The 17,984-nt window shown below is 50.2% G+C and carries 14 protein-coding genes; 6 read left to right on the top strand and 8 right to left on the bottom strand.

What is annotated here, in order from left to right:
• Positions 1–47: 47 nt before the first annotated feature.
• The 4 genes from H511_RS0102405 to H511_RS0102420 form a co-directional block, all read right to left on the bottom strand.
• Positions 48–944 (bottom strand): glycosyltransferase family A protein, encoded by an 897-nt coding sequence (locus H511_RS0102405; protein WP_027250874.1) that lies wholly within the window; start codon positions 942–944, stop codon positions 48–50.
• Positions 945–1,042: 98 nt separating this feature from the next.
• Positions 1,043–2,314, bottom strand: coding sequence for an ABC transporter substrate-binding protein (locus H511_RS0102410; RefSeq protein ID WP_027250875.1), 1,272 nt, complete (start codon positions 2,312–2,314; stop codon positions 1,043–1,045).
• Complete coding sequence (locus H511_RS0102415; protein WP_036758541.1) at positions 2,311–3,774, bottom strand: sensor histidine kinase; 1,464 nt, start codon at positions 3,772–3,774, stop codon at positions 2,311–2,313. The genes H511_RS0102410 and H511_RS0102415 overlap by 4 nt, the downstream gene beginning before the upstream one ends.
• The gene (locus H511_RS0102420; protein WP_036758571.1) at positions 3,771–4,466 is read right to left on the bottom strand and encodes a response regulator transcription factor; all 696 of its coding nucleotides are present in this window, start codon (positions 4,464–4,466) and stop codon (positions 3,771–3,773) included. Before H511_RS0102420 ends, H511_RS0102415 begins: the two co-directional genes overlap by 4 nt.
• 227 nt (positions 4,467–4,693) lie before the next feature.
• Here H511_RS0102420 and ptsG point away from each other — a divergent pair, with 227 nt between their 5' ends.
• Positions 4,694–6,136, top strand: coding sequence for a glucose-specific PTS transporter subunit IIBC (gene ptsG, locus H511_RS0102425; RefSeq protein ID WP_027250878.1), 1,443 nt, complete (start codon positions 4,694–4,696; stop codon positions 6,134–6,136).
• Positions 6,137–6,199: 63 nt separating this feature from the next.
• Positions 6,200–7,117, top strand: coding sequence for a PIG-L family deacetylase (locus H511_RS0102430; RefSeq protein ID WP_027250879.1), 918 nt, complete (start codon positions 6,200–6,202; stop codon positions 7,115–7,117).
• Positions 7,118–7,268: 151 nt separating this feature from the next.
• On the opposite strand, the gene H511_RS0102435 is transcribed toward H511_RS0102430, so the two are convergent.
• Positions 7,269–9,584: an FdhF/YdeP family oxidoreductase gene (locus H511_RS0102435; protein ID WP_027250880.1), complete on the bottom strand. Its 2,316-nt coding sequence runs from the start codon at positions 9,582–9,584 to the stop codon at positions 7,269–7,271.
• A 370-nt stretch (positions 9,585–9,954) separates the two neighbouring features.
• On the opposite strand from H511_RS0102435, the gene H511_RS0102440 reads away from it, so the two are divergent.
• The 4 genes from H511_RS0102440 to H511_RS0102455 all read left to right on the top strand — a co-directional run bounded on the left by H511_RS0102440 (position 9,955) and on the right by H511_RS0102455 (position 14,108).
• Entirely contained in the window at positions 9,955–10,692 is a 738-nt protein-coding gene (locus H511_RS0102440; RefSeq protein WP_027250881.1) for a response regulator, read from the top strand.
• A gap of 19 nt (positions 10,693–10,711) precedes the next feature.
• Positions 10,712–12,151, top strand: coding sequence for an ATP-binding protein (locus tag H511_RS0102445; RefSeq protein WP_027250882.1), 1,440 nt, complete (start codon positions 10,712–10,714; stop codon positions 12,149–12,151).
• Between the two features lie 147 nt (positions 12,152–12,298).
• Positions 12,299–13,519 carry an ABC transporter substrate-binding protein gene (locus H511_RS0102450; protein WP_155804786.1) on the top strand — a complete coding sequence of 407 codons (1,221 nt, stop codon included), beginning with the start codon at positions 12,299–12,301 and terminating at the stop codon, positions 13,517–13,519.
• 94 nt (positions 13,520–13,613) lie between these two features.
• Positions 13,614–14,108 (top strand): SixA phosphatase family protein, encoded by a 495-nt coding sequence (locus tag H511_RS0102455; RefSeq protein ID WP_027250884.1) that lies wholly within the window; start codon positions 13,614–13,616, stop codon positions 14,106–14,108.
• Positions 14,109–14,204: 96 nt separating this feature from the next.
• Here H511_RS0102455 and H511_RS0102460 read toward each other — a convergent pair whose 3' ends face one another.
• The 3 genes from H511_RS0102460 to H511_RS0102470 all read right to left on the bottom strand — a co-directional run bounded on the left by H511_RS0102460 (position 14,205) and on the right by H511_RS0102470 (position 17,971).
• The gene (locus tag H511_RS0102460) at positions 14,205–15,521 is read right to left on the bottom strand and encodes a methyl-accepting chemotaxis protein (RefSeq protein WP_027250885.1); all 1,317 of its coding nucleotides are present in this window, start codon (positions 15,519–15,521) and stop codon (positions 14,205–14,207) included.
• Between the two features lie 515 nt (positions 15,522–16,036).
• Positions 16,037–17,188, bottom strand: coding sequence for a hypothetical protein (locus H511_RS22300; protein WP_051287732.1), 1,152 nt, complete (start codon positions 17,186–17,188; stop codon positions 16,037–16,039).
• Between the two features lie 18 nt (positions 17,189–17,206).
• Positions 17,207–17,971, bottom strand: coding sequence for an outer membrane lipoprotein-sorting protein (locus H511_RS0102470; protein ID WP_051287775.1), 765 nt, complete (start codon positions 17,969–17,971; stop codon positions 17,207–17,209).
• Positions 17,972–17,984: the final 13 nt, after the last annotated feature.

A 17,984-nucleotide genomic window follows, 5' to 3' on the forward strand; every position in this document is an offset into this window, starting at 1 on the left:
GATGGCTCAGACGCTGGCCGGCAGTTCATTACGCAGTAAACCGATGGCTAGCTGAGAGACTTGCGGACATTGTCTGACTCCGGGTGTAATCGTATCTTTTGTCTGTCGATCATCCATTTTGTTATCAGGTCAAAAATCAGATTACTGCTTCGCCAGCGAACCTGATGCAGGGATGCAGACGTGCCATGAATGGCGATTGCCGGCATGGCGGAAATGCCCTGCTGTTTGAGAGCACTGACAATACTGAGTTGTTGAAAGTAACGCAGCGAGTAGCGAACCCGGCGTCTGAAATAGAGCTTGTAGTCCTGCCAGCGTAGCGGGCTGAGGTGGGAGTAGATGAACACGGCTTTGACGCAAACGCCAATGCGCTGTTTGGGTAAATCAGTACCGCTGCAAATATTGGTTGCTGAGAGAAACCCCAGCATGCTGTCGTCACCGATCAATCCGACGGGCAATTTGACGTGATTGTTTGTTAATGTCCGAATAAATAAAGGGGAAAGCAGGTATAAACCACCGGCCAGGTCATGATTCTGCTGCATCCTGTTTTGCATCTGCTTGCTGCTTCTTCCCCGATCACAAGGAAAACCTGTAATGGCATTGTAGTGTGGCTGTGAGATGTGGCAGTCAACAATATGTTTAAAGGCGTTGTGACCAAATGTCAGATCGCCATCGGCAAAAACGGCGACTGAATGGCCATCATAATATTGGTAGATAAAGGTATTCCAGGCGTTTGATTTGTCACCTATCTCAATCAAAACCGGGTGAAGATTGGGATTTGTGTCAGCGATACCAGACACGATGTCATAAGTCTGATCAGTGCAGCCGTTTATCATGACAAACAGCTCATACTGATAACTGCCGCAGTTTTCCATCACGCTTTCAATACAGCTGGCAATGCTTTCCTCCAGGTTGTATGCAAAAAGGCAAATTTGAACATTGATCATCTTACCATTCCCGGCAACGGCCATCCCTTATTGGAATAACTATATACGGGTTTTTGAACACAGCCCAATTTCGGAATAAAAGCATAAAGCTTGCACTGTTACTCACCGCGCGGAATATTCTGCAGGTGAAGGATAAAATCTTCCGGTGCTATTGTTTCGTCATTAAAGAAGCGAAAAATTTCGCTGGATGTGGCACGCTGCGCTATTGGGCTGACGGCCATAGAATCTACGATACTGGGAATTAACTGACCAGATTCTGACGCTTTCTCCATGTCGGCTCTGGCATTGACTGAGCAGCTGTTGTAGCCCTTAAGGCTGATATCGTTTCTGGCCGGAATGGCACCTTTCAGAGCATTAAAGGATTGCTGAAAGTGCGGTGAAGACAGTGTTTTGCTGACGATTTGAGCGGTGTCAGCATTGGTACGCGGGCTGTCGAACTGCGCGAAGCTGTCCATATTATAAATAAAGCCAGTCTGTTTTGATGGGGCCGGGTAGCAGCCAATGTCTGAAGGAACAGCGATGTTACTGGCCAGCAGATCACCCAGAACCCAGTCACCAGAGATCTGGAACGCCCGCTCGCCTTCTATGAGTAATTGTGTTCCCTCATCCCAGCGCATATGATACATGCCCGGCTTGACCAGTTTGCTGATAGCGCGGAAACGCTCAAGGATGTCGTATGTGGTCTGGCTGTTGAGCGCCTGTGGCTCCATCTTGATAAAGGCGCGCCGGTAGTAATCCGCTCCGCCATAACCAAAGGCGAGATTCTCAAACAGCAGTGCAACCTGCCACTGGTCTTTACCGAGCGCCAGTGGTTCTACGCCGTTTTGTTTTAACCGGCTGAATACGTCAATCAATGCATCCCAGCTGGTGGGAACGGCTAAACCGTATTGGCGCAGGACTTTGCGATTAATCCACATCCAGTTTAGCCGGTGGACTGTGATGGGAATCGCCACATAGTGTCCCTGATACTGGTTGGTGTCTTGTGCAATGGGCAGCAGGTTCTGCTGCCAGTTTTGGTCCACAGCCACCTGATCCAGTTTATGGAGAAATCCTAACGCGGCCCAGGATTTAATCGACGGACCTTCTAATTGCACGATATCGGGCGGGGTGCCTGCAATCGCCCGGGCCTGGAGGATAGACATTGCCGTGTCACCCCCACCACCTTGTACGGGCAGATCCAGAATAGACACACCAGCATCTTGCAGTGCCTTTGTCGCCAGACTGAAAGCGGCGACTTCCCCTTTGGCTGTCCACCAGTGCAGAAATTCCACTTCCTGAGCAGCAGTGGCGGGAGGTGTCTGATCTTTTGCCTGTGATCCAGCGCCGGATACAGTGAGCACCAGCAGGCTAATGAAAAAGAAAAACTTCATTGGTCTCTCATCAATTGAATGTGAACCATCAGTCCCTGAACTGGGTGGTTTTGCAGGGTGAGATCGCCGCCGTGGCTGCGGGCAATACTGCGCGATATGGTAAGTCCAAGACCAGACCCCAGCTCATCTTGCGGATTAACACGGAAATAAGGTTCAAACACTTTTTCTGTCCACTTTTTATCCAGACCTGGGCCGTAATCTCTGAACGTGAGCAGAATACTGTCGGTCGTTGACTTCAGTTCAATATCGACTTTTTCGCCGTATTTCACGCCATTGTCCACTATGTTATACAGACAACGCTTGACCGCCAGGGGTTTGCCCAGGTAATGCACCGGCGCGCCGGGACTGAACTGAACCCTGGCGGTGTTCCTGTTGTAGTAACTGGCACACTGTTCAATCATCTGGGTAACATCGATCCACTCAGGTTCTTCGTGAATGTCTGTGTCCCGAATGCATTGCAAGGCACCTTTCAACATCAGATCAAACTCATCGAGTATTTTTTCGAATCTGGCTTTTGCTTGTTCATCATCAAGCATTTCAGTGCGCAACTTCAGACAAGCCAGAGGTGTTTTTAAATCGTGGGAAATCGCGCCAAACAGCATTTCTCTGTCCCGGATATAAGCGCGGACCCGACGGTTCATTTTGTTGAATGCACGAACCGCAGTCCGGGTTTCCTTACTGCCTTCTTCTTCGACTTCCTGCACATAGAGCTGCCCGCTCATCAGCGTCGCCGCTTTTGCCAGGCGGCGGATAGGGCGAATTTCCAGGCGCAATAACCAGACGGTGCAAAGCACCAGTAACAGAGAGGAAATACCAAGGAACATCAACTGTTTCTGATCGATAAATTGCGGTGATAATGCCGAGAAGGGGACTGGTAGTGTGGCAGCCAGATAGAACCATTCCTGCTCCGACATCTGGATTTGCATGACAACTATAGGTAAATCCATATCGCCCAGTGCCAGACTGTAGCCCGCCCATATTTCCGGCAGCGCATCGAGTTTGATCCCTGAGTTAAAAACACGCAGATCCTGACGGCGGCTGAGAGAGATAGTGACCTGCTCTGCATGGGAAATTTTTTTGTTCAGCACATCATGCGCAGCAGACAGCAGAATGTCGGTGCGTGCATTATTGGCGGGAGGTACAACAGATAATTGGTGCTGATTGATCGAGATGAAAAAACGGGTTCCGCCCATTTCACGGATCTGGTTCAGAATGAGGTAGCGATAATTAACCGGCAGCGCATGAAAATAGTTGTAAGTGTCGGCCGCATTCGACATCAGGCTGACGATCGTTTTATGCAGGTTTTCAACTTCCTTTTTGGCGCTGGACTGATACCAGATAAGCCCGGCAATCAACTCGGCAATCATAATGATGATGAGCAGTGTCGCCCCAATCCGAAAGGTAATGGATGAACAGAGCGATTGCAGGGTTGTCAGTTTCAGAAACGACGGCGTCTTCATACGATATGGACATCGCTTGCCAGCATATAGCCTTTGTTTCTGATCGTCAGAATCAGTGAGCGCTCTTCGTCGTGAAGATGTTTTCTCAGGCGGCTGATTTGTACATCGATACCTCGTTCAAAAGGATCAGCATCCCGGCCCCAGATACAGCGTGCGATATCGTCCCGGCTCAGCAACTGATGGGGCTTTTCCAGCATCAGGCTGATAAGGTTAAAATCAGCCCCTGAAAGCGGAATTACTTCGCCATTCGGGCTGATTAGCCGCCGTTTGATCAGATCGCAGGTCCAGCCTGAGAACTGCAATCGGTGCGCCACTGTTTCACCCTGTGCGGGTTGAGTTCGTCGCAACAAGGCTTTAATGCGCGCGAGCAGCTCCCTCGGGCTAAAGGTTTTGGTGATGTAATCATCAGCTCCGATTTCAAGGCCCGCAATGCGATCTATTTCGTCGGTTACCGCTGTGAGCATGATGATAGGCACATTCGATCGCTGGCGGATTTGCCGGCATAAGGTGAGTCCATCATCGCCGGGCATCATGATATCAAGGATGATCAGATTAGGTTCGGCACGATGAAAATGCTCCCACATCTCTTCACCGTCACTGGCAGTCAATACATGGAATTCTGATCGCCCCAGATATTCTGTGAGTGCATCGCGGAGTTCCTGATTATCGTCGACGACGAGTATGGTTTTCATTTCCCTGAGGTTTTTCATACCTGACCAAGTTGCCTACTTTCAATAATCTACCTGATACATCATTTCTTATGGGAAGGCTACAGGTATAGCGCAAAATTCACGCACTGTGCAATCTGCGTATGTAACAGACTACTTACAAACTCATAGGTTTTTGTAACCTTCAGCATGCTGTTTTTCATTATCTTATGGTCTGTACCCCTACCAATAACATCAAGAAGGATCGAGAAATGATTAGTAGCACGTTTGGGTTATTACAACGGATAGGCAGGTCGCTGATGCTGCCTGTTGCTGTCCTGCCTGTTGCCGGTTTACTGCTGGGGATAGGTTCAGCTAACTTCTCCTGGATGCCGGGCCTGGTGTCAGACATTATGGCGATGTCGGGCGATGCAGTGTTCAGTAATCTGGCACTGATCTTTGCGATTGGCGTGGCACTGGGCCTGTCAGATAATGACGGTGCTGCGGGCCTGGCAGCAACTGTGGGTTTCGCCATCATGACAGCGACAATGGGCGTGATGGCAAAACTTCACGGCATCGAACCGGCAACCATAATCGGGATCCCAAGCCTGAACACCGGGGTGTTTGGCGGGATCATGATAGGCGCCGTGGCGGCATATCTGTTTAATCGTTTTCACAATATCAGACTCCCTGAATACCTTGGTTTTTTTGCCGGCAAACGTTCTGTTCCCATTATCACCGGTATCACAGCCATATTTCTGGGTATTTTCCTGAGTTATGTCTGGCCGCCAATCGGCAACGCGATTGACAGTTTCTCGCACTGGGCGGCATACCAGAGCCCGACCACAGCATTTGGTCTCTATGGCCTGGTGGAGCGTTCGCTGATCCCATTCGGACTGCACCATATCTGGAATGTCCCTTTCTTCTTCGAAGTGGGTGAGTATGTGGACCCAGAGACGGGTAAAGTCATTAAGGGGGAGATTCAGCGCTATCTGGCTGGCGATCCTACCGCGGGCAATCTGGCGGGTGGTTACCTGTATTCCATGTGGGCGCTGCCTGCCGTTGGTCTGGCGATTTACCACTCAGCTCGTCCTGAAAAGCGCGCGCTGGTTGGCGGTATCATGGCATCGGCAGCATTAACCTCCTGGCTGACAGGTATCACAGAGCCGATGGAATTCTCGTTCCTGTTCGCGGCACCTGTGTTGTACGTCATTCACTGTATTCTGACCGGTCTGGGTTTTGCACTGATTACCAGCCTGGATGTTCATCACAGTGTGACTTTTGCCCACGGCGCAATCGACTTCCTGATTTATTACCCGCTGTCGCAAAATGCGTGGCTGTTCATCCTCGTCGGCCCTGTGTGGGCGCTGATGTACTACACCATTTTCCGTGTACTGATTGCCAGACTTAATCTCATGACCCCTGGACGGGAGAACGAAGAGTCCAAAGTCAGCAACTTGTCGGACATTGGCAATGAGCTGGCACACACTCTGATTCAGGCGCTCGGCGGGAAGGATAACATCAAAAATGTAGACGCATGTATCACTCGTCTGCGCGTCAGCCTGCACGATATTAATGGTGCCGACATTCCGAAAATCAAACAACTGGGGGCACGTGAAGTGCTGGTGGTCGGCGATAACCTGCAGGCTATCTTCGGCACCCAGTCAGACAACATCAAAACTGAGATTAATGCTGTTCTCGTTGCTTCAAACTGATACAAGTCAGGGCGGTTTATTCCGCCCTTTTTATTTTTGTTTGTTGAAGAAAAGGAATAGAAGATGCGTTTCAATACTAGTTCATTGGTGGCGGGTTTACTGGCGACAGCAAGCTGCATGCTCCCGGTTGCGCAGGCTGCGCCATTGGATGTTAATCAGGACAATCTGTATTTTCTCAGTCCGCATCCGGATGATATTTTGCTGACCTTTGGCGGTTTGATAAATAAATTGTCTAAAGAAGGGACGCTGGCACAAAAAACCAATGTCACCGAGGTGTACTTTTCACTTTCTAACTATACAACCAACCATCTGAATGAACTGACGAACAAGCGCGTATTTGATGTTTCTACCATGCGTTACAAAGAAGACTTTGAAGCGAACATGAAGATGTTTACTCAGTGGGATAACTTCCGTTACAAGACAGCCGGTTTTTATGATGCGCCATTACGCAAATATGAAGGCTCTCCCACTGCAGGAGGCGGCCCTGCGGGTACATTTGCCGATTTTCGCCAGGATGAAATCGGTATTTATGAGCGCATTGCTGCAGATGTCACCCCTATCCTTAAGCAGGATAACTGTGCCGCCTTTGTACTGCTGGCCAATGGCAGCCATATTGACCATTTCATCGTACGTGAAGCGATCATGAAAGCGGCGCATGACCTGGGGGCTGATGCGAAATGTCAGATTTATTTTGGTGAAGATCAGCCCTATACAGGTTCGAATCCAGATAATGCCATGGACGAAGTGAACAGCATTCAGGCTCGTTTGCCCACCAGCGCATTAACCCCAATGACGTTCTGGATTGATAAACAGCATAAAATTGATTCGTTTAAAGAATTTTATCTCAGTCAGTATGACCTGGGCTATATCCCGCCACTGGAAAGCACCGATTACGAAACCATTTATAAATGGGATAAGACCACATACAGCACTCTGCAGTCGCATGCGCATTGCCAGTCGGCTTATTGTAACTTGCAGTAACGGACGTGTTTAGTTCCCCCTGACACATCCGAGCAATAACAGACCGGGCCGTTGTTATGCGCCCGGCATATTTAAGATTGGCCCTGTGCTTTTTTTCCGCTAAGTAACCATTGCTATGTAACTATTGCTATGTAACTACTGCTATATCTCATCAGTAGGGTGATAAATCTATTCGCTCTTCACTGATTTGGCTGGGTGAGAGGACAATGGGGATAGCCTTAGAGATTGGGGTATCACTCAGATCACCGACACTGTCTAATGCCACCAATGGATTGGTTTCCGGGAAATAGGCGGCAATATTGCCAGCGGGAATGTCATAGCTCACCAATTTAAAACCATAAACAGTGCGTTTTACGCCATCGGCTGACAGGGATGTCACATCGACCCGGTCACCCGGCGCCATGCCGAGAGCGTCGATATCAGCCGGATTGATCATCAAGACTTTTCGCTCACCGGAGATCCCGCGGTATCTGTCTTCAAAACCATAAATTGTGGTGTTGTACTGATCGTGTGAACGGACAGTCTGCAACACAAAAACAGGATCGTCGCTGAGTGCACGCAGATTAGCCGGCAGCAGGTGAGTCGGCAGCGGATGCGCGATGAAGGTGGCTTTTTGAGAATCGGTATGCCAGATACGCTCTGCTGCGCTGTTGCCCAGATAAAACCCGCCCGGCTGTTTCAGTTTCTGGTTCATGTCGGTAAAGCCAGGGATAGTGTTGGCGATAAGATCGCGAATTCTGTCATAGTCTTCAATCAGATAATCCCAGTCGACCGGATGATTGCCCAGGGTTGCTTTGGCGATCCCGGCAATAATGGCAGGCTCTGAGCGCATTTCGCCTGTGTCGCTTTCAACCACACCGCCAGAGGCATGCACCATGCTGAACGAATCTTCAACTGTCACCGATTGCGGCCCGGATTGTTGAAGATCGACATCGGTACGGCCAAAACACGGCAGGATCAAACTGTCTTTCCCTGTGATGAGATGGCTGCGGTTCAGCTTGGTAGCGATGTTGACCGTGAGATCGCAGCTCGCCAACGCCTGCTGAGTCAGCCGGGTATCCGGTGTTGCAGAAGCAAAGTTGCCACCCAGTCCGATAAAGACTTTGCTCTCGCCGGCCAGCATGGCCTTGATGGCCTGCACCGTGTTGTGACCGTGCGCTGCCGGTGGGGTGAATCCAAAGGTTGCTTCTATCCTCTGATTAAAAGCAGGGGCGGGCTTCTCATTGATGCCCATGGTACGGTCACCCTGCACATTACTGTGGCCGCGCACCGGACAAAGACCGGCACCGGGCTTACCTAATTGCCCGAACAGAAGCTGCAAATTGGCAATTTCCTGAATCGTATTCACTGAGTGTTTGTGCTGAGTGATCCCCATCGCCCAGGTGATGATCACACGCTCAGAATGCCGGTACAGGCTTGCTGCGTATTCCAGGTCTTGTTGCGACAGGCCAGATTGCTCCGTGATAAGAGACCAGTCAGTGGCATCCACTTCCGCCAGATACGCCTCAAGGCCCTGGGTATGGGCCTGAATGAAACTGTGGTCAAAAATGGAGCCCTTGCCCTGTTCAATGGAGCTGCTATCGATGGCGATCAGTGCTTTAACCATGCCGCGTATCACCGCCATGTCCCCACCCAGTTTTGGCGTGAAGTAATGACTGCTGATTGTCGTGGCCCCGCCGGTCAGCATTTCTGCCGGCGATTGCGGGTTGGTAAAGCGTTCTAAACCGCGTTCTTTCAGTGTATTGAAAGTGACTATCGCGGCACCGCGCCGGGAGGCTTTGCGAAGTGTATCTAACATGCGCGGATGGTTGGTGCCCGGATTTTGTCCGAACACAAAAATAGCATCGGCTTTTTCGAAATCATCAATACGCACTGTGCCTTTGCCAATTCCTATTGATTGCTTGAGCGCGACTCCGCTTGCTTCGTGACACATGTTGGAGCAATCCGGGAAGTTGTTGGTGCCATAAGCCCGGACAAAAAGCTGATACAGGAACGCCGCTTCGTTGCTGGCACGGCCAGAGGTGTAGAACTCAGCCTGATTCGGGTTGTCCAGAGCTTGCAGATGCTCTGCAATCAGTGAAAAAGCCGCGTCCCAACTGATGGACTCATAATGATCCGTTTGTGAGTTATAATGCACCGGATGGCTGAGGCGGCCCTGATATTCAAGGAAATAATCACTTTGCTGACGTAACCAGCCGACAGGGTACTGGGCAAAGAAATCCGGCGTCACCCGACGGCGGGTTGCCTCCCAGTTGACGGCTTTGGCCCCGTTCTCGCAAAAACGGAAATGCCCCGGCTCTTCGGTTTCGCCCCAGGCACAGCCCGGGCAGTCGAAACCCTGGTCCTGATTGGTTTTCAGCAGATTACGTATGTTGCGGGTGATATTTTCACTTTTCACCAGGTGACGGGTGGTGCTTGCGAGCGCTCCCCAGCCACCGGCTGAGCCTTTATATTTTTTCACTGTCATGGTGACTGTCTTCCTTGCGTGGCCTGGGCGACGGATTAAAACAGAACATATCCATAAAGATACCGGTTTCTATAGTATGACGGCAGGCCAGACAAAAATGTAATCTTATCCACAAAATGTGTATGGGTAGCCTGTTAGTTTATGAATTTTCAATCATTTCGGGTAAAGGGATATCTTCAGCTGGAACAAGGCACTGTGATGTGCCGGTCATCAGGATGCCTGTTACTTTAGCGTTACATTGAACCCCAAGCGTTTTGGACCGGAGTCTGGTATCTTACATTTTTGAGTCGTATATGTGTAAAGATGCGGCCCTTATCTGTCATGAGTACCTGTTTACCATGCCGGAAACGGCTGCAGTGAGGAAATCAGAATGGTTGCGGACAAGTCCGTACTGGTCGTCGATGATGATCAGGAGATTCGTGAACTGTTGGGCGAATATTTGGGTAAGCAGGGCTTCCGGGTTGTTACCGCAGAAGACGGTGTGGCAATGAAACGGGAACTGACCATCAGTGAGCCGGATTTGATATTGCTGGATATTATGCTGCCCGGTGAAGATGGCTTCACTTTGTGTCAGCATGTCCGGAAAACGTCCGCGGTGCCTATTATCATGCTGACTGCCGTATCAGACGAGATGGATCAGATTGTCGGGCTGGAGCTCGGCGCCGATGATTATATTGCCAAGCCATTCAGCCCCCGCCAGTTAATGGCGCGAATTAAAGCGCTGCTGCGAAGAGTGCAGCCAACTGAGTCAAACCAGCCGGTGAACCCGTCGTTGCCAAAAGCCTTTTTGTTCGATCACTGGCGTCTGGATACGGCTGCTCAGTCTCTGCAGGATACCCAGACTCAGCGTACCTATGAAATGACCAACAGTGACTACGCATTGCTTCTGCTGTTTCTCAGCCGTCCCAATGAAGTGCTCGACCGGGATACGATTTTCTTTGCGACACGCGGGCGTGATGCGCCGCCGTCTGAGCGTGCGGTAGATGTCCAGCTGAGCCGGTTACGCCAGCGCCTGGGTGACAAAGGACGTCAGCAGCGGTTAATCAAAACAGTGCGGGGAAACGGCTATCTGTTTAATGCCGACGTCACTTATGAAACGGATAACTGACCGGAAAGCTCAGCAGATGATTAACTGGAAAAAATGGTGGCCGAAGTCACTGATGGCCCGTACTTTGTGGTTTACCTTGCTGGCTGTGTTTCTGGCACAAATGATTGCGACCCTGATTTGGTACGGGCAGTCTAAACGCCGGGATCTGGCCGGGCTGGAATCGGCGGCCACCAGTATGGCCACCATGTTTGCTTCCACTGTCACTTTTTTTGAATCCCTGCCTTTACAGTACCGGCACATCGTTTTGGATCAGATCCGGAACATGGGCGGCACCCGTTTTTTTGTTTCATTCAACGAAGAAGAAATCCGGATCGATCCTATCCCCGGTTCCAGTATGAAAAACACCGCGGTCAAAGCGATACAGGAAGTGCTGCATGACAAATTGCCGCGCCTGGATGTGATCCGGGTGGAGTTTTCACGTCCCGAAACCCTGCATGTCCTGAAAAATGACATTCTGCTGAGTGACTTACCCCGTTCCTGGGCGCATTACACCCTGAGCCTGGAGCCGCTGAATCCGCCGATTCTGGTGGTGCAGCTGGAACTGGCTGACAACGAGTGGCTGTATATCGCCGCATTGTTGCCGGCGCCGTACTCCACGCTGGAAGATGAGATTATCACTAAGCAACAAGTGCTGTTTCTGCTGTTCATCACCGCCTTGCTGCTGTTCTTCACCTATACAATGATCCGGCGCCAAACGAAACCGCTCAAGCAGTTAGCGGATGCGGCGAATGCCCTGAGCATGGATATTTATCAGCCGCAGCTCAAAGAAGAAGGTGCCAGTGAACTGGTCACTGCGACCCGGGCTTTTAACCGGATGCAGCAGCGCCTGCGCCGTTATATTGATGACAGGGAGCATTTGTTTTCCGCCATTTCCCATGATCTAAAAACCCCGATCACCCGTCTTCGGTTGCGTGCAGAACTGCTGGAAGATGACACCAAAATCGACAAATTCAATAAAGATCTCGATGAGTTGGAAATGATGGTCAAAGGGGCGCTGCAGACAGTACGCGATACCGATCTGCATGAAAATCTGGCTCAGGTGGACGTGGCAGAAGTGATGCGCAGTATTGCCGAAGGGCATAACAGGTACAGTATTAAAGTGCATTTGCCGGTTGCAGACATTGCGCCTCTTATGGGTAAGCCGCTGGCCCTTAAACGCTGTTTGAGTAACATTATTGATAACGGCGTAAAATACGGCCAGGAAGTCTGGGTACTGACCGAAGACACAGCAGAGAATCTTGTCATCCGGGTACAGGACAGAGGGCCGGGTATTCCAGAGGATAAAATGGACAGTGTGTATGAACCCTATGTCAGATTGGCGAAGGATGACGAAGGCCATGGCCTCGGCATGGGGATAACGCGCAACATTTTACATGCCCACGGCGGCGAAATGTCTATCCGCAACATGGCGCAAGGCGGGCTGGAAGTAACGATGATCCTGCCTCGCCTGATGGACTGATGATAGTCGCCTCTGCTCACCGCAGGTGCGGCGCAAAGTAAGAGAATTTAAATGAACATGAGTTTTTCAGCGGGGCGTTATCGCTCACTGTCGCTGGCAGTAGTGTTAATCACTGCCGCGATATCGGCATTCTTGCCGGCGCCGGCCATGAGTGCCTCTGATGCTGGTCAGCAGCCAGAGCAACAAGAGGTTGAGGTGCTGCACTGGTGGACCGCGAAAGGTGAAATGAAAGCCGCGCAAGTGCTGCAGGGTAGCCTTGAGCAGCAGAGTATCGGCTGGAAGAATTTTGCCATTGCCGGTGGCGGCGGTGAAAGTGCCATGACGGTACTGAAAAGCCGTGCGGTGTCGGGGAATCCTCCTTCGGCGGCACAGCTGAAAGGCTATGACTTGCAAGAGTGGGGCATGCTGGGTTTTCTGACCAGTCTTGATGAGGTGGCAGATGCTCAGCGCTGGGATCAGCTATTGCCGCCGGTTATCAGCCAGATCATGAAATATCAGGGCCATTATGTGGCCGTGCCGGTGAATATTCACCGCGTTAACTGGTTATGGATTAACCCGGCCCTGCTGGAGAAAGCCGGTGCGACTGTGCCGGATTCGCTTGAGTCGTTTTTTGTTGCGGCAGAGAAATTGAAGCAGGCCAATATTGTGCCTGTGGCCTTGGGCAGCGACCCTTGGCAGGAAGTGACTCTGTTTGAGTCCGTGGCGCTGGCGGTACTGGGGCCTCAGGATTACCGCCGTGCCTTTGTTGACTTAGATTCAGACATGTTGGCCGGTGAGCAGATGGTGGATGTTTTCCGTCAGTTTGAGCATATGCGCCAATATATTGATGTGAAAACCAAGGCCATGGAATGGAGCGACGCCAGTGCCATGCTGGTGGAAGGCAAAGCTGCGATGCAGTTTATGGGTGACTGGGCGAAGGGCGAATTTTCTGCGTTGGGGAAAACGCCGGGTAAAGAGATCCTGTGTGTGCCTGCACCGGGTACCCAGGGGCTCTTTACCTATAACATCGACAGTTTTGCTTTTTTCAAGCATAGCGATGACCTGAGTATTCAGGCGCAGGAAACGATGGCGCATACCATTCTGACGCCTGACTTCCAGCGAAAATTCAATCTTGCGAAAGGCTCCATTCCCGTGCGTACCGATGTGGACATGACAGGTTTTGACAGCTGTTCGCTGGCCTCAGCGGCCGCTTTTCAATTAAATCAGCAGAATAATACTCTGGTGCCGAGTATTTCTCAGGGGCTGGCCAGTACCAGCTATGTGCAGGCGGCAATTTTTGATGTAGTGACTGATTTTTTTCACAGTAAGCAGACTGATCCGGTAAAAGCCGCAAATCAGCTGGCCAGAGCGGTTAAATCAGCACGATAAAGCGCTTTCGCCAAGCCTGTGTTAAGCCGCTTTGTTTGCGCTAGGATTAGTACAAACAAGATGGGTGCAAAAGACTAACGGGGAGTTTGCGGCTATGAAACTGCTTTATATTGTTCGTCACGCCAAGTCATCCTGGGATGATCCGGAATTGGACGATCATGATCGCCCGCTGAATGAGCGGGGCCTGAAAAACGCGGCTGAGATGGCAACCCGATTCGCCGCCTGGCAGGCGCTGCCACAGCGCATTCTATGCAGTACCGCTGAGCGGGCATTTCAGACCGCGCAATTTTTTGAACAGGCGCTGCATCCGCATCCTACTGAGCTGGCAACCACAGTGGGCTTGTATACCGATTCTGCCCATGAAGTGGTCAGCATTATTCAGTCGGTACCCGATGAGGTCGAACGGCTGATGGTGGTCTGCCATAATCCTGCCATCAATGAGCTGGTGGTTCGTCTTGGATTAAAGACAGACAATGTCCCGACCTGTGGCCTGGTGGTTTTTGCTGTCGAGGCGGAAACATGGCAGGCGTTCGGGCCGGAAAATTGCCAGTTGCTGTATTTTGATTTTCCGAAACGCCTGGCTCACTGATACGCTGCGCTGACAGGATCGGCTTTTTCTTTCAGAGAGAATGTCTCTTGAACACAGAAAGATGCTCAAGAGACAGGTTATCAGCGGGGGCAGAAGTTAACTGACTTCTGACATTTTTTGCACCGCCATGACGACATCGTTAATACTATTTTCGATGTCTTGAATGGATGTGCCGGCTTCTTTCACTTTTTCCATGCTGCTTTCAGCGCGGGCAATAATTTCAGACATGGACGTGACGGCCTGGGTTGTAAACTGACTGTTCTGTTTCACCACATTATCAATTTTCACAGTCGACTCATTGGTGCGCGATGCTAACTGACGGACTTCATCGGCAACTACGGCAAAGCCACGTCCCTGATCGCCCGCTCTGGCCGCTTCAATGGCCGCATTAAGCGCCAGCAGATTGGTTTGATCGGCAATGGCGGAAATGGTGTCTACCATGTTAGTGATGGTTTTTGACTGCTCTTCAAGCTGGGATATCACATCAGAGGTTGAATTTAACGCCTCAACCATTTGCGTCATCTGTTCGATAGCCTGGTTACCCGAATTGCTTCCCTCGGCGGATAACTGCCGGGTTTTAACTGATAAGTCATAAGCCAACTGACTGTTTTCCTGGCCGAGAATAACGGCCTGTGTAATGTCTGTGGCAAATTTTATGACTTTATACAGCTTGCCATTAGTATCAAAGATAGGGTTGTAGGTGGCTTCCAGCCACAGAGGCTGGCCCGCTTTGTTGACCCGTTCAAACTTACCGCCCATGAATTGCCCCTGATTGAGCTGGTACCAGAAATTCTGGTATTCACTGGTTTGCGCGTAGCTGGGGCTGACGAACAGGCGATGATGTTTTCCTTTGATTTCATCCAATGTGTAGCCGACCGTTGCTAAAAAGTTTTCATTGGCGTGCAAGATATTGCCATTGAGATCAAACTCGATAACCGCCATAGAACGGGAAACCGCCTGTGTCTGGCTTGCCAGTTCATGGTGGTCAGCGACTCTGGCTGAGGTGTCAGAAGCCATTTTAATGACTTTATACACGGTCCCTTCATCGTCAAAAACCGGACAATAACTGGCTTCCAGCCAAATGTCTTTCCCGCTTTTAGTAATGCGCTGGAACAGCCCCTTAATCTGCTTACCCTGACTTAGCTGATGCCAGAATTGTTGGTATTCCTGACTTTGTTTGGTTTCATCGGTACAAAACATCCGGTGATGTTTACCCTGAATCTCATTCAGGCTGTATCCCATGGCAGTAAGGAAGTATTGATTGGCGCTGATGATTTCTTCTGATGGTGTAAATTCAATCGATGCAAAAGCATCACTGATTGCCGCTAAGGTAGTGGTGGCTTCCTGGAGTTGTTGTTGAAGTGTGTTGTACGCGTCTTGAGTTACGTTATTTTTTTTAGATAACCCGAACATGTCACAGTCCTTGTTGATATATGCCCTCTAGCTGAATGATAGAACAGAGAAATATGTTTAAAAGAGATATTTTTCGGCTGGTTGAAAAATTAGTAAAAGCTAAATAGTGCGATTATTATTTTATAGAATTGTAACTTCAATAACTTATCTGCTATCAACAAGTTCATTTATTATGGAAAATATCGTTAAGGTTGAAATAAAGAAGGAAAAATGATCAATTTTCGCCTTGAAATGAAGTTTGACTGCCTCTGCTATTTTCAATTCTTGTGATCCTACTTCAATTAATATTATTCCTTACTAAGGGCTGATTTTTCTGAATGATTAGGGCGTTGAATATATAGACTATTTTTTACTCACAGTTCACTTGTTATTTTTTATTCAGGCAGGTGATAAATAAGACGTTGGGGTGCACAGGCAGGGGATTTTCAGCCGGGAAAGAATGACAGGCATCTTATAAAGGCCGGAACTCAGACTGTCACAGTTCCGGCAGGTTTTGAGTGAAATGACAAATTGGCTCAGAAGTAATATTCCAGCGCCAGTTCGACGAAGTCGTCTTTACGGACAAAATACAGTGGGCTGTCAGGCTGACTGGCGGTGAACCACCAGGCGTTAGCCCGCCATTTCCAGTTGTTGTTTATCCGCGCGGAGGCTTCAATTTTGCCGGTAGATTCCTGGCGGCTGTCCAGATCCTGATTAATCCCGAATAAAATTTCTGTACCGTCTATGTCATTGAGCGCAAACCGTGTACCCAGAAACAGATCATTCTGATTCAGGCTCAGTGAGCGGGAGTCGTACTGGTACTCGGCAATCAGGCCAAGATCCCAATAGGTATCGAAAACACCGACCAGCGTGTATTCAAACCCTGTGACCACGGCGGAGTGATTTTCCAGACTGTCACGGTAAAGCGCTTCAAGTTTTAATAACCAGCTGCCAAAAATGCCCTGAACATCCACGCTGGTCTGGTCCATCTGGGCGTAGTATGGCGTCAGGCTGGTACGTCCCGGCAGAAAGTAGGGATCTCTGTTGGTGCCCTGAAAAAAGCTGGCACCGATATCCCAGTCGCCAAAATAGTGGCTGTAGCGCAATGACCAGTCGATATGTTCCTGCTCAGCTGAAGATTCATACAATGCATCGTCATTCACCGGCAGGGGCGGCCGCAGCCGTCCGTCTTTACCGGCGAAAGTACGTTCACGAAAGTAGGGGAGGATGAATGCATTCACTGTGCCCCAGTCTTTGACGGCTGCAACATTGATCATAGGCTGCCCGAGTTTTTGCTCGCCGTCGACAGATTCGACGTTATCGGTCTGGTTAATCACATCCACCAAATGGATGGATTCTGTGACGCCCCAGAAAACTTTCCCGACGCCCATCCTGAGCTCATAGTCATCGATCAGCTGCAGATACATGAATTCGCGAAGATCGAAATGGGTACGTTCATCGTCCATGCTGTCCCAGCGGTAGAATGGCTGAATGGTCAGCCTGGCGTCACCGTCCTGCCACTCTGTGTACCATTCGGGTTCTATCACCACAGAGGTCTGGCTTTTGTCCTGGCCCTCAAGACCAGGGTGCAGAAACTGACGTTGTTCAAGGTTTATCTGGCCGCTGATACCAGCTGCCTCTACCGAGGCAGCCAGAAACAGGGGCAATGCAGAAAATCGGTATACCATGCTTGCTCCTGCCTGAGATTATTTGACGCGTTTGAGGCTGGACTTATTGAAATCGCTCTCATCCAGGCCATTGTTAAACGTCAGTTCATGGGTGGTCAGTACCGTTGTCTTGCCGGTCTGGCTGTTCTTCATTGTCATCGTATGTGCGCGCCAGTATTTGCTCAGATACTGCTGATAGTCGTTAAAAGTCAGCGTCTTCAGCAGGCTGTCTTTCCGGTCATAGAATTCCACCTTCAAAGGGCGGTAATGCTCTTTGTCCAGCCATACCAACTGCTTGGTATAACCTGAGTATTCATCTGCCGGTACTTGCCGGATCTTGAAGACGGCTTCACCTTGAACGGTGTCATCACCCAGATAGGTAAAGTCGTATTTTTCCAGTTCAAATGAACTTAAATCTTCGTAGGCGAATTCGCTGCCCATGAAAGGGCCCGATTTATTGCGCGAAGCAATACGCTTTACCCGCTTTAGCGCCGGCAGGTAAAGCCATTGATCGTCAGGCTTGGTGGTGTGGGCGAAATTCAGAAAGGCTGTGCCTTGTACATCACGGGGCTGGTCGAAAACAGTCAGGCCTTTATCGCCATCATCAGCCACTTCCAGTGTCTTGATACGCATTTTCCGGGTGCTGCTTTCTCCTTGTGCGTTGGATAGCAGCATGGTCATTACTGCCACGCTGTCGCCCCAGCCGGTATCACGCAGTTTTCGCTCCTTGGCAATCGCTAACCCTTGTTCGTTACCCGCATGGCACACTGCCGGCATGATAGCCATACCCAGTGCGGTAATCATGCCTATAGACGCC

Source organism: Photobacterium halotolerans DSM 18316 (genome assembly GCF_000425165.1).
In the GTDB taxonomy this organism is placed as follows: Bacteria; Pseudomonadota; Gammaproteobacteria; order Enterobacterales; family Vibrionaceae; genus Photobacterium; species Photobacterium halotolerans.